At 71.6% G+C, this 12,814-nt stretch carries 7 protein-coding genes and 1 pseudogene; 5 read left to right on the top strand and 3 right to left on the bottom strand.

The features are described 5' to 3' along the window. Positions 1 to 27 precede the first annotated feature (27 nt). Positions 28 to 123 (bottom strand): annotated as a pseudogene (locus SGA01_RS42230) (IS5/IS1182 family transposase); the annotation flags it as partial. Positions 124 to 304: 181 nt separating this feature from the next. Between SGA01_RS42230 and SGA01_RS27440 the strand changes: the two are divergent. The 5 genes from SGA01_RS27440 (at position 305) to SGA01_RS27460 (ending at position 10,869) form a co-directional block, all read left to right on the top strand. Next, complete coding sequence (locus tag SGA01_RS27440; RefSeq protein WP_141299400.1) at positions 305 to 1,489, top strand: FG-GAP-like repeat-containing protein; 1,185 nt, start codon at positions 305 to 307, stop codon at positions 1,487 to 1,489. Between the two features lie 236 nt (positions 1,490 to 1,725). Next, a complete protein-coding gene (locus SGA01_RS27445) occupies positions 1,726 to 2,514 on the top strand; it encodes an ABC transporter ATP-binding protein (RefSeq protein WP_141299402.1) in 789 nt (262 codons plus the stop codon). Further along, the gene (locus tag SGA01_RS27450) at positions 2,511 to 5,084 is read left to right on the top strand and encodes an ABC transporter permease (protein WP_141299404.1); all 2,574 of its coding nucleotides are present in this window, start codon (positions 2,511 to 2,513) and stop codon (positions 5,082 to 5,084) included. Before SGA01_RS27445 ends, SGA01_RS27450 begins: the two co-directional genes overlap by 4 nt. Positions 5,085 to 5,299: 215 nt before the next feature. Further along, positions 5,300 to 8,830, top strand: coding sequence for a transcription-repair coupling factor (mfd, locus tag SGA01_RS27455; RefSeq protein ID WP_141299406.1), 3,531 nt, complete (start codon positions 5,300 to 5,302; stop codon positions 8,828 to 8,830). Positions 8,831 to 8,892: 62 nt separating this feature from the next. Next, positions 8,893 to 10,869 carry an NACHT domain-containing protein gene (locus tag SGA01_RS27460; RefSeq protein ID WP_167534194.1) on the top strand — a complete coding sequence of 659 codons (1,977 nt, stop codon included), beginning with the start codon at positions 8,893 to 8,895 and terminating at the stop codon, positions 10,867 to 10,869. 24 nt (positions 10,870 to 10,893) lie between these two features. Here the strand turns inward: SGA01_RS27460 and SGA01_RS27465 are convergent, their stop codons facing one another. Both SGA01_RS27465 and SGA01_RS27470 read right to left on the bottom strand, forming a co-directional pair. Then, on the bottom strand, positions 10,894 to 12,153 hold the full coding sequence (locus tag SGA01_RS27465) for an SGNH/GDSL hydrolase family protein (protein ID WP_141299410.1): 1,260 nt from the start codon (positions 12,151 to 12,153) through the stop codon (positions 10,894 to 10,896). 49 nt (positions 12,154 to 12,202) lie between these two features. Further along, a complete protein-coding gene (locus tag SGA01_RS27470) occupies positions 12,203 to 12,778 on the bottom strand; it encodes a TetR/AcrR family transcriptional regulator (protein WP_141299412.1) in 576 nt (191 codons plus the stop codon). Positions 12,779 to 12,814: the final 36 nt, after the last annotated feature.

Raw genomic sequence — 12,814 nt, forward strand, 5'->3', positions numbered from 1 at the left:
GGGCCTGCCCTGGGTCTGCCTGAGGGGTCATGGTCGGAGCCATGAGCGGGTCGCCGCGACGGTGGTTGTTCCGTGGAAGACGTAGGCCCGCTTGTCGAACCTCGTGGCCACGGCCCGGGAGTTGCCGGCGATCCAAAGCTGCGACGATCACATGATCCGCCGGACAGGCACCAGGGCGCAGCGTGCCGGGCGCGGGTCGAACTCCGCTCGGGAACCACGTGGCAGCGGTGAGGCGGAGACGGGTACGTTCCTGCCGGCGGCGCGCTTCGAAAATGCGTACGCGCCGCGTTTCGGGAGGGAATTGATGCGCACACCCCTGTTCCGGCGACTGGCCTCCACGGCCGTCGCGCTGGGACTCACCTCGCTCGGCCTGCTCGGCGCCGGAGCCGCGCCCGCCCAGGCCGCGGTGAGCGACTGCCCCACGGGCTACTTCTGCGCCTGGGGGGACACCAGCTCCACCGGTCCGATGTTCAAGACGCAGACGAGCAAGGCGACGCTGGGCACGTGGGACAACAAGTTCCGCTTGATCATCAACCGCACGCCGGGGTTCGCCTGCACCTTCGACGAGCCCAACTTCGAGGACGGCGCGGGGCGGTACGAGAACGACGGCCTCACCACCAGCATCGCCAGCCGTTCCGTCAGCTCGGTGAAGATCGTCCCCACGATCCGGGAGTGCTCGGGGCCCGCGTACCCGCACTGGATCTCGGAGACCTCGCCCACCGCCGCCGGATTCGGTGACATGAACGGCGACCGGCGGTCGGACGTCCTCGTCCGCGACCTGGTCGGACGGCTCTGGTTCCTGCCGGGTGACGGCAACGGCAAGCTGGTCGGCTCCGGCGGCTGGAACGTCTTCGACGCCATGGTCCGGCACGGCGACTTCAGCCGTGACGGCCGCGAGGACGTGATCGTCCGCGAGAAGGCCACCGGCAAGCTGTGGCTCTACCCCGGTACCGGCACCGGCGCTCTCGGCGCGCGCAAGCTGATCGGCGCGGGCGGCTGGAACGCGATGAGCCGGATCGCCGCCTTCGGTGACCTGACCGGCGACGCACGCTCCGACCTGCTCGCGGTCGAGCGGGCCACCGGCAAGCTGTGGCTGTACCCGGGCACCTCCACCGGCACCCTGGGCGCGCGCAAGCTGCTCGGCAACGGCGGCTGGAACGGGATGAACGCCCTGACCGGCGTCGGCGACATGAACGGCGACGGCCGGGCCGACCTCTACGCCCGCGAGGCGTCGACGGGCAAGCTCTGGCTCTACCCGGGCAAGCCCGGCGCGCTCGGCTCGCGCGTCCTCGTCGGCAGCGGCGGCTGGAACGGCATGACGATGCTCATCGGCAACGGCGACTGGTCGGGCGACGGCAAGGCGGACCTCATCGCGACGCAGGTCGAATCCCGGATGCTGTACGTGTACGAGGGCACCGGCACGGGCCGCCTCGGAGCGGGCGACTGGCTGGGCGGCGGCGACTGGTGGGACCTGAACGGCGCCTTCTGAGTCACAGGTGAGGGCCTCCACCTTCGGGTGGAGGCCCTCAGCCGTGTCCGGCGCGGTCAGCGGGGTCGGTGGCAGGACGGGGGTGTGCCTCAGGCGGACATCCCCTAGGGGGATCTCCCCCATACGGGCCAGGGGTCGTTCGTCCCGGCGGAGGACGAGAAGCACGGCTCCCGCTTCTTAACTTGAACTTACAAAGCCAGACCGACCCACCCGCACACACTCCCTAGGAGAAGACCGTGACTTCGGCTGTGACCATCCCCAGGCACGGGGGTACGGGAGAGAGCACGGCCGTCGCCGCGCGGGCGCGTCAGGTCGTCAAGGCGTACGGCACCGGGGAGACCCGGGTCGTCGCGCTGGACTCCGTCGACGTGGACATCGCCCGCGGCCGCTTCACCGCGATCATGGGCCCCTCCGGCTCCGGCAAGTCGACCCTGATGCACTGCCTCGCCGGGCTCGACACCGTCACCAGCGGCGAGATCTTCCTCGACGACACAGAGATCACCGGGCTCAAGGACAAGAAGCTCACGCAGCTGCGCCGCGACCGGATCGGCTTCATCTTCCAGGCGTTCAACCTGCTGCCGACCCTGAACGCCATCGAGAACATCACGCTCCCGATGGACATCGCGGGGCGCAAGCCGGACGCCGAGTGGCTGCGCCGGGTCGTCGACACCGTCGGGCTCTCCGACCGCCTCAAGCACCGGCCGAACCAGCTCTCCGGCGGTCAGCAGCAGCGCGTCGCCGTGGCCCGCGCGCTCGCCGCCCGGCCCGAGATCATCTTCGGCGACGAGCCGACCGGAAACCTCGACTCCCGGGCCGGCGCGGAGGTCCTCGGCTTCCTGCGGCAGTCCGTCGACGAGCTGGGGCAGACGATCGTCATGGTCACCCACGACCCGGTCGCCGCCTCCTATGCCGACCGGGTGCTCTACCTCGCCGACGGACGCATCGTGGACGTGATGGAGCGGCCCACCGCCGACGCCGTCCTCGACCGCATGAAGGACTTCGACGCGCGCGGGCGGACGTCATGACCGTCCTCAAGACCTCGCTGCGCAACTTCCTCGCGCACAAGGGACGCATGGCGCTCTCCGCCGTCGCCGTCCTCCTCTCCGTCGCCTTCGTCTCCGGCACCCTCGTGTTCACCGACACCATGAACACGACCTTCGACAAGCTCTTCGCGTCGACCGCCTCCGACGTCAGCGTCAGCCCGAAGGGCGCGGCGGCGGACGACGAGTCCCCGCAGACCGGCCGTCCCGAGTCCCTCCCCGCCTCGCTCGTCGAGCAGGTCGGGAAGACGGAGGGTGTCCAGGCCGCGCACGGCGCGATCGCCTCCACCAGCGTCACCGTCGTCAACGCCGAGAACAAGAACGTCGGGCCCACCAGCGGCGCCCCGACCATCGCCCTCAACTGGAGTTCCAACGAGCTCCGTTCGGTGGAGCTCGTCGACGGCCACGAGCCGCGCGGCCCCACCGACGTGGTCGTCGACGGCGCCACCGCCGAGAAGCACGGCCTGAAGATCGGCGACGAGCTGCGGACCATCGCCGTCGACGGCGACTTCACCGCGAAGATCTCCGGCATCGTCGACTTCAAGGTCACCAACCCCGGCGCCACCCTCGTCTACTTCGACACCGCCACCGCGCAGCGCGAACTCCTCGGCAAGGAAGGCCTGTTCACGCAGGTCCAGGTCGACGCGAAGCCCGGCGTCAGCGACGACGCCCTCAAGGCGGACATCGCCGCAGCCATCGGCGACGGCTACAAGCTCCAGACGGCCGCCGAGGCCGCCGACGCGGGCCGCGAGGACGTCGCCGGATTCCTCGACGTCATGAAGTACGCGATGCTCGGCTTCGCCGGGATCGCCTTCCTCGTCGGCATCTTCCTCATCGTCAACACCTTCTCCATGCTGGTCGCCCAGCGCACCCGCGAGATCGGCCTCATGCGGGCCATCGGCTCCAGCCGCAAGCAGGTCAACCGCTCCGTCCTCGTCGAGGCGCTGCTCCTCGGCATCGTCGGCTCGGTCGCCGGTGTCGCGGCGGGCGTCGGCCTCGCCGTCGGCCTCATGAAGCTCATGTCCTCGATGGGCATGGAGCTCTCCACCCGCGACCTCACCGTCGCCTGGACGACCCCCGCCGTCGGCCTCGCCCTCGGCATCGTCGTCACCGTCCTCGCCGCCTACATCCCGGCCCGCCGGGCCGGCAAGGTCTCCCCGATGGCCGCCCTCCGCGACGCCGGCACCCCCGCCGACGGCAAGGCCGGACGCGTCCGGGCCGGCCTCGGCCTCGCCCTCACCGCCGCCGGCGCCGCCGCCCTGTGGGTCGCGACCCGCGCCGACGAGGCCGGTCCCGGCTCGCTCTGGCTCGGCCTCGGCGTCGTCCTCTCCCTCCTCGGCTTCATCGTCATCGGCCCGCTCCTCGCGGGCGGCGTGGTCCGCGCCCTCGGCGTCGTCGTCCTGCGGGTCTTCGGCCCGGTCGGCCGCATGGCCGAGCGCAACGCCCTGCGCAACCCCCGCCGCACCGGCGCCACCGGCGCCGCCCTGATGATCGGCCTCGCCCTCGTCGCCTGCCTGTCGGTCGTCGGCTCCTCGATGGTCGCCTCGGCCACCGAAGAGCTCGACCGCTCCGTCGGCGCCGACTTCATCGTCCAGTCCGGCACCGGCCAGCCGATCGTGCCGCAGGCGCAGGCCGCCCTGGAGAAGGTCCCCGGCCTCGACCACGTCAGCGAGTACAAGTGGGTCGACGCCAAGGTCACCGACCCGCGCGGCCGGACGGACACGGCCGACCTGGCCGCCACCGACCCGTCGTACATGAAGGACGTGCGCCGGGAGACGACCTCCGGCACGCTCGCCGACGCCTACGGCACGGACGCGATGTCCGTCGGCAGCGAGTACGCCACCGAGCACGGAGTGAAGGTCGGCGACGCGCTGACCATCGCCTTCAAGGGCGGCGAGACGGCGAAGCTCAAGGTCGTGGCGATCACCGAGGACGCCGGCGGCATCGACTCGGGCGTGATGTACACCGGCATCCCCACCCTCACCCGGTACGTCCCCGCCGACCGGACGCCGAACAGCCTGATCCTTCTCGCCGGCGCGAAGGAAGGCCAGGAGACCCAGGCCTACGAGGCGATCAAGAAGGCCCTCGCGCCCTACCCCCAGTACAAGGCCAGCAACCAGGCCGACTACAAGGAGGCCCTCAAGGACCAGGTCGGCCAGCTCCTCAACATCGTGTACGGGCTCCTCGCCCTGGCGATCGTCGTCGCGATCCTCGGAGTCGTGAACACCCTGGCCCTCTCGGTGGTCGAGCGGACCCGCGAGATCGGCCTCATGCGAGCCATCGGCCTCTCCCGCCGCCAGCTGCGCCGCATGATCCGCCTGGAGTCCGTGGTCATCGCCCTCTTCGGCGCCCTTCTCGGCCTCGGCCTGGGCATGGGCTGGGGCACGGCCGCCCAGAAGCTGCTGGCCCTGGAGGGCCTCGGCGTCCTGGAGATCCCCTGGCCGACGATCCTCACCGTCTTCGTCGGCTCGGCCTTCGTGGGCCTCTTCGCGGCCCTCGTCCCGGCCTTCCGGGCGGGCCGGATGAACGTCCTGAACGCGATCGCCAGCGAGTAGCGGTCGCGGGACGGCAACGGGGGAGTGCGGCCCCGGCGGACCCCCGAAAGGGGTGTCCGCCGGGGCCGCACCGCGTCGCCGCCCGGTGTTTCGGAAGCGACTGTCGTTACCCCGTCGTACGCTGGACACCCCGGCCCGTACGACGTGTCGGGCTGTTCGCGTTGCCCGCCCCGCGCCACCGCGCCCCGTACTCCGAACCCGGGATGGAAAGCTCCATGAGCCTGCACGGCCTGCTCGACGTAGTCGTCAAGGACGCGGCCCTCGCCGAAGCGGTGAAGGCCGCCGCCGACGGGAACCGCCCGCACGTGGACCTGGTCGGGCCCGCCGCCGCGCGGCCGTTCGCCGTCGCCGCGCTCGCCCGGGACTCGGGGCGCCCCGTCCTCGCCGTCACCGCGACCGGCCGGGAGGCCGAGGACCTGGCGGCGGCGCTGCGCTCGCTCCTCGACCCGGACACGGTCGCCGAGTACCCCTCCTGGGAGACCCTGCCGCACGAGCGGCTCTCGCCCCGCTCCGACACCGTCGGCCGCCGCCTCGCCGTGCTGCGCCGCCTCGCGCACCCCCGCGAGGACGACCCGGCCGCCGGCCCCGTCAGCGTCGTCGTCGCACCCATCCGCTCCGTGCTCCAGCCGCAGGTCAAGGGCCTCGGCGACCTGGAGCCGGTGGCGCTGCGCAGTGGCCAGACGGCGGACCTGAACGAGATCGTCGAGGGCCTGGCGGCCGCCGCGTACTCCCGGGTCGAGCTCGTCGAGAAGCGCGGCGAGTTCGCCGTGCGCGGCGGCATCCTGGACGTCTTCCCGCCCACCGAGGAGCACCCGCTCCGCATCGAGTTCTGGGGCGACGACGTCGAGGAGATCCGCTACTTCAAGGTCGCGGACCAGCGCTCCCTCGAAGTCGCCGAGCACGGACTGTGGGCGCCGCCCTGCCGCGAGCTGCTCCTGACGGACGAGGTGCGCTCACGCGCCCGTGCGCTGGCCGAGGCCCACCCCGAGCTGGGCGAACTCCTCGACAAGATCGCCGAGGGCATCGCCGTCGAGGGCATGGAGTCCCTGGCCCCCGTCCTCGTCGACGACATGGAGCTGCTGCTCGACGTACTGCCGAAGGGCGCCATGGCCGTCGTCTGCGACCCGGAGCGGGTCCGGACCCGGGCGTCGGACCTGGTGGCGACCTCGCAGGAGTTCCTCCAGGCCTCCTGGGCGGCGACCGCCGGCGGCGGCGAGGCCCCGATCGACGTCGGCGCGGCCTCCCTGTGGGGGATCGCGGACGTCCGCGACCGGGCGCGCGAGCTGGACATCGCCTGGTGGTCGGTATCGCCGTTCGCGGCGGACGAGGTCCTGACGGGGGACACCCTCACCCTCGGCATGCGCGCCCCCGAGTCGTACCGCGGCGACACCGCCCGCGCGCTCGCCGACACCAAGGGCTGGCTGGCCGACGGCTGGCGCACGGTGTACGTGACGGAGGCCCACGGCCCCGCGACCCGTACGGTCGAGGTCCTCGGCGGCGAGGGCATCGCCGCCCGCCTCGACGCGGACCTGGCGGAGATCTCCCCGTCCGTCGTGCACGTGGCGACCGGCTCCATCGACTACGGCTTCGTCGACACCGCGCTCAAGCTCGCCGTCCTCACCGAGACCGACCTGTCCGGCCAGAAGGCGGCCGGCAAGGACGGCCAGCGGATGCCGGCCAAGCGCCGCAAGACCATCGACCCGCTGACCCTGGAGGTCGGCGACTACATCGTCCACGAGCAGCACGGCGTCGGCCGGTACGTGGAGATGGTCCAGCGGACCGTCCAGGGCGCGACCCGCGAGTACCTCCTCGTCGAGTACGCCCCCGCCAAGCGCGGCCAGCCCGGCGACCGGCTGTACATCCCCACCGACCAGCTGGAGCAGGTCACCAAGTACGTCGGCGGCGAGGCGCCCACCCTGCACCGGCTCGGCGGCGCGGACTGGACGAAGACGAAGGCGCGCGCGAAGAAGGCCGTCAAGGAGATCGCCGCCGACCTGATCAAGCTGTACTCGGCCCGGATGGCGGCCCCCGGCCACGCCTTCGGCCAGGACACCCCGTGGCAGCGCGAGCTGGAGGACGCCTTCCCGTACGCGGAGACCCCCGACCAGCTCTCCACGATCGCCGAGGTCAAGGAGGACATGGAGAAGACCGTCCCCATGGACCGTCTGATCTGCGGCGACGTCGGCTACGGCAAGACGGAGATCGCGGTGCGCGCCGCCTTCAAGGCCGTCCAGGACGGCAAGCAGGTCGCCGTCCTCGTCCCGACGACGCTGCTCGTGCAGCAGCACTTCGGCACGTTCAGCGAGCGGTACTCGCAGTTCCCGGTGAAGGTCCGGGCGCTCTCCCGCTTCCAGACCGACACCGAGTCGAAGGCCACCCTGGAAGGGCTCCACGAGGGCTCGGTCGACGTCGTCATCGGCACCCACCGCCTCTTCTCGTCGGAGACGAAGTTCAAGGACCTCGGCCTGGTCATCGTCGACGAGGAGCAGCGCTTCGGCGTCGAGCACAAGGAGCAGCTGAAGAAGCTCCGCGCCAACGTCGACGTGCTGACGATGTCCGCCACCCCGATCCCGCGCACCCTGGAGATGGCGGTCACCGGCATCCGCGAGATGTCGACGATCACCACCCCGCCCGAGGAGCGCCACCCGGTCCTCACCTTCGTCGGCCCGTACGAGGAGAAGCAGATCGGCGCGGCCATCCGCCGTGAACTCCTGCGCGAGGGACAGGTCTTCTACATCCACAACCGCGTCGACTCGATCGACCGGGCGGCGGCGCGGCTGCGCGAGATCGTGCCGGAGGCGCGGATCGCCACGGCCCACGGCCAGATGTCGGAATCGGCCCTGGAGCAGGTGGTCGTCGACTTCTGGGAGAAGAAGTTCGACGTGCTCGTCTCGACGACGATCGTCGAGTCCGGCATCGACATCTCCAACGCCAACACCCTCATCGTGGAGCGCGGCGACAACTTCGGCCTCTCGCAGCTCCACCAGCTGCGCGGCCGCGTCGGCCGTGGCCGCGAGCGCGGCTACGCCTACTTCCTGTACCCGCCGGAGAAGCCCCTGACGGAGACCGCGCACGAGCGGCTCGCGACGATCGCCCAGCACACCGAGATGGGCGCCGGCATGTACGTGGCCATGAAGGACCTGGAGATCCGCGGCGCGGGCAACCTCCTCGGCGGCGAACAGTCCGGCCACATCGCGGGCGTCGGCTTCGACCTGTACGTCCGCATGGTCGGCGAGGCGGTCGCGGACTACCGGGCGCAGATGGAGGGCGGCGCGGAGGAGGAGGTGCCGCTGGAGGTCAAGATCGAGCTCCCGGTCGACGCCCACATGCCGCACGACTACGCGCCGGGCGAGCGGCTCCGCCTCCAGGCCTACCGCTCGATCGCCTCCGCGAACTCGGAGGAGGACATCAGGGCCGTACGCGAGGAACTCACCGACCGCTACGGCAAGCTGCCGGAGCCGGTGGAGAACCTGCTCCTGGTGGCGGGCCTGCGGATGCTGGCGCGGGCGTGCGGGGTCGGCGAGATCGTCCTCCAGGGCCCGAACATCCGCTTCGCGCCGGTGGAGTTGAGGGAGTCGCAGGAACTGCGGCTGAAGCGGCTGTACCCGCGGACGGTCATCAAGCCGGCGGTCCACCAGATCCTGGTGCCGCGGCCGACGAGCGGGAAGATCGGGGGGAAGCCGGTGGTGGGGCGCGAACTGCTGGCTTGGACTGGGGAGTTCCTCACGACGATCCTCGGCTCGTGACGCTTTGACCGTCCCCCGTCCGGCAGGATGTCCCCATGCCGGACGGGGGACGGGGGAGCTGGATGGTGCCGGGGTGGCTGCGGTGGGCGGGCCTGCTCGCCCTGGCGGTGGCGGGCGTCCTGTGGGCCCTGGACGGCGAGGACGCGGCCGGTCCGATGGAGCTGTCGGAGCGGACGGACCTGATCGCGATGGTCTGCGCGGTGCTCGGTGGGGTGGCCGTCCTCGCGACGTTGTGGCGGCGGCCTGAGGAGGCGGAAGCGGAGGCGGTCGCCCGGCTGGCCCGGGAGGTGAAGGCGATCGGCGAGCCCCAGTGGACCAGCTCCCTGGGCGGTGACCTCAAGGCCATCGACGTCACCTTCGCCTTCCGGCCGTACGCCGGTGCCCGGGCGGCGGCGCTTCCGGCCTCGCCCGCGGGGCGACTGGAGCAGGTCGTCGAGGACTACCGCGGACTGCGGCCCCGGCGGATGGTGATCACCGGCGCGCCGGGTGCCGGGAAGACCGTCCTGGCCCGGAAGTTCGTGATGGAGCTCAACCGGGTGCGGGCCGAGAGCGAGCCGGTGCCGGTGCTGGTCGCCCTGGCCGACTGGGACGCGGGTGAACCCTTCCGTGACTGGCTGACCCGTCACCTCCAGCGTGACTACGGCCTGCCGCCCGCCTCCGCCCGCCGGGTCGTCGCCGCCCGCATGGTCCTCCCGGTCCTCGACGGACTCGACGAGATGGACGCGACGGGGACCGCCCCCGACGGCTCCCGGGCGGCCCGCGCGCTGACCGCGCTGGGCGACTTTCAGGACGGCACCGACCCGGCGCCCCTCGTCCTCACGTGTCGTTCGTCGGAGTACGACGCCCTGGAGGCGGCGGGCAGCCACATCCTGGACGCGGCCCGCCTGGAGATCGCTCCCGTGACCCCGGAGCGGGCCCGCGACTTCCTCGCCCTGCGCGGGGCCCGCCGCCCGGACCGCTGGCAGCCGCTGCTCGACGACCTCCGCGACAGGCCCTCCGGGGTGCTGGCCGGGGCCCTGTCCACGCCGTGGCGCCTGACACTGGCGGCGGTGGCGTACGAGCGGGACGGCGACCCGGCGGAGCTGCTTGCGGCGACCTCGGAGGGGGAGGTGGCGGACAGGCTGCTGGCCCGCTTCATCTGGGCGTCAACGGTCAACGTGCCAAAGGGTGTGAGCCACTATGCCCCTGAACGAGTGCACCGCACGCTTAGATCCCTGGCACTCGGTCTTGGCTCGGGGCACGGTGCAGAGACAGACCTAGTGCCTCTCGATCTTGGGCGGTTGGTACCACGGTGGGGTGTTGGGGCAGTGGTGGTGGGAGCCTTGACCGGAGCTGCGCTGCTACACGTCTTGGTGCTACTGCGGTGGAATGAACTGGTGGGTCCCGCGAGGCTGGTGACCTGTCTGGGTCTGCTGATCGCGATTGTCATGGGGTTGACGGTCGGAAGCCTGCCCGCGACATACTTTCGGCCTCCGGGCGTTCCGCGGCTTGGTAGCGCGCTGTGGAGCATCGGGATGCGGCGTTATGTGCGGAAGATGCCGAGGTCGTGGTCCGGGGCGTACCTGCTCGTCCTGCTCGTGTTCCTGCTGGGGGCAATCCTGGCCCGCAGCCCGAACGCGCTTGGCCTCATGCTGGCTCTGTGCGCCGGGGCGATATTGATCGTGCTGGCTTTCCCCATCGCTGCGGTGGCCGAACTCGACCGGACGACAGCGGGCCCTGTGGGTGGACTGAGGGCCTTTCTGTGGCTGGGCGCCTACTTTGCCGGCGGCGCTGCTCTGACGCTGGTGGGTTACGCCAAGTCACAGGATCCGCTGATGCTTACCTGCCTGGGCATGCTTTTGAGTGTTGGAGCGCTGATGGAAGCGCCCTGCCTTGCGTACTTGCTCTACCTATTCCTGAACGTCCGCAGAGTCCCCCTCCGCCTCGCCCGCTTCCTCGACTGGTCCGTCTCCGCCGGGCTCATGCGGACCTCAGGGGTCGCCTACCAGTTTCGGCACCGGGAGTTCCAGGAATGGCTGGTGCGGAACCCCGCGCCGTAGAACGCGGGGTGCCGCACCGGGTGGCTACAGCTCGTTCAGGTCCACCGCGCCAGCCATCGCCTCGTAGCCCGCGTCGTTCGGGTGGAGGCCGTCGCCGGAGTCGTACGCCGGGAGGATGCGGTCCGGGTCCGCCGGGTCCGCGACCGCGCGGTCGAAGTCGACGACCGCGTCGTACGCGCCGGACGTGCGGATCCAGTCGTTGACGGCCTCCCGCTTCGCCTCGTTCGCCGGGCTGTCGTAGAAGGAGCCCTTGATCGGGGTGAGGGTCGCGCCGACGATCTTGAGACCCTTCGCGTGCGCCTCGCGGATCAGGGTGCGGTGGCCCGCGATGAGCCGTGCCGCGGAGACGTCGGGGGTGGGCGGGGCGGGGAACGTCGCCGTGCTGCCGCCGATGTCGTTGATGCCTTCGAGGACGATCACGGTCCGCACGCCGGGCTCCGCCAGCACGTCCTGACGGAAGCGGGTGAGGGCCTTCTCGCCCGCCCAGGTGGTGTCGTTGACGACCTGGTTGCCGGCGATCCCGTGGTTGACGACGGCCCGCGGACGCCCGGCCTCGGCGAGGCGTTCCGCCAGCTCGTCGGGGTAGCGGCCGTTGGCGTCGACCGTGGAGCCGACGCCGTCGGTGATGGAGTCGCCGAAGGTCACGACGCCGTTCCGGCGTGCGGAGTCCCGGCCGCCGGTGACCTCGACGCCGGAGAGGAAGTACCAGGACGCGCTGGTCTCCCGGAAGGCCGTGCCGGTGAGGTCGCCGCGGTGGTCGCCGTCGGCGCGGTAGCTGGTGGCCGAGGAGAAGTGGTGGAAGGTGGCGGGGCCGGTCTTCTCCGCGAGGTAGAGGGTGACGGTGAGCGAGCCGAAGGCCTCGACGGGGAGGTTGGCGGCGTCGCTGCGGAGGGTGCCGCCGGCCGGGATCGTCACGGACGCTCGGCCGTCGAAGCGGAGTTGGCGCACGGAGCCGGGGCGCACCGCGCCGCCCTCGGCGGTACGGGCCACGGTCGCGCCCGTGATCCGCAGCGGAGTGGAGCCGTAACGGTTCGTCAGCTCGATCCGGGCCCGGGTGCCTCCGGTGGTGACCCGGACGACCTGGCGGACCGTCTGGTTCTCGAAGCCCTGCTGCGACCAGTTGGGGGTGAAGGGCGCGGTCGGCGCCTGCGGGGACGCGGCCCAGGCGGCGCGCCAGGAGGAGCCCTGGTGGCCGGTGTCGGCGAGTGCGGTGGGGGCTAATCCGAGGGTGGCGGCGGTGAGGACGGCTATGGCGGCGCGGCGCAGGGTGTTCGTCGTGTGCATGCTTGCGTCAATTACGGGCAGGCGCGGGCTATTCCCCGGTCGATGACGATTACTGTTCCTCCGCCGGGAGTTGGCCCGTGAAGAGCAGGCCCGTGAGGGAGCGGAAGTACTCCTCGGGCTCCCGGCCGCCCAGCGCCGCGTCGACGTTCCCGGTGAGGAACAGCGTCGCGAAGCCGTGGGCGAGTGACCAGGCGGCGATGCCCGCCGTGCGGGCGTCGGGGACGTCCGGCAGGCCGGCCACGCCCGCGCGGAGTTCGGCGGAGGCCCGTTCCTTGGCGGCGAGGAGCTCGGGGTCGTCGGCGCGGAGCAGGTCCGGCTGGAACATCACCTGGAAGTGGGCGGGGTGGTCCGTCGCGAACCGTACGTAGCGCACGCCGCGTTCGCGCAGCTCGGGCGTCCCGGCGAGGGCCGCGGCCAGGAGGTCGTACCCCTCGGCGGCGATCGCGGTGAGGAGCCCGGTGCGGTCCTTGAAGTGGTGGGCGGGGGCGGCGTGGGAGACGCCGGCGCGGCGGGCGAGGTCGCGCAGGCTCAGAGCCCCGGGGCCCTCGGCGGCGATCACGTCGAGGGCGGCGGCGAGGACGGACTGCCGCAGGTCGCCGTGGTGGTAGGTCTTCCGGCTTGTCATGGCAGCAGCCTAGCCGGTATCTAGGCATTGACAAGT

It is taken from the genome of Streptomyces gardneri, from assembly GCF_006539185.1.
In the GTDB taxonomy this organism is placed as follows: domain Bacteria; phylum Actinomycetota; class Actinomycetes; order Streptomycetales; family Streptomycetaceae; genus Streptomyces; species Streptomyces gardneri.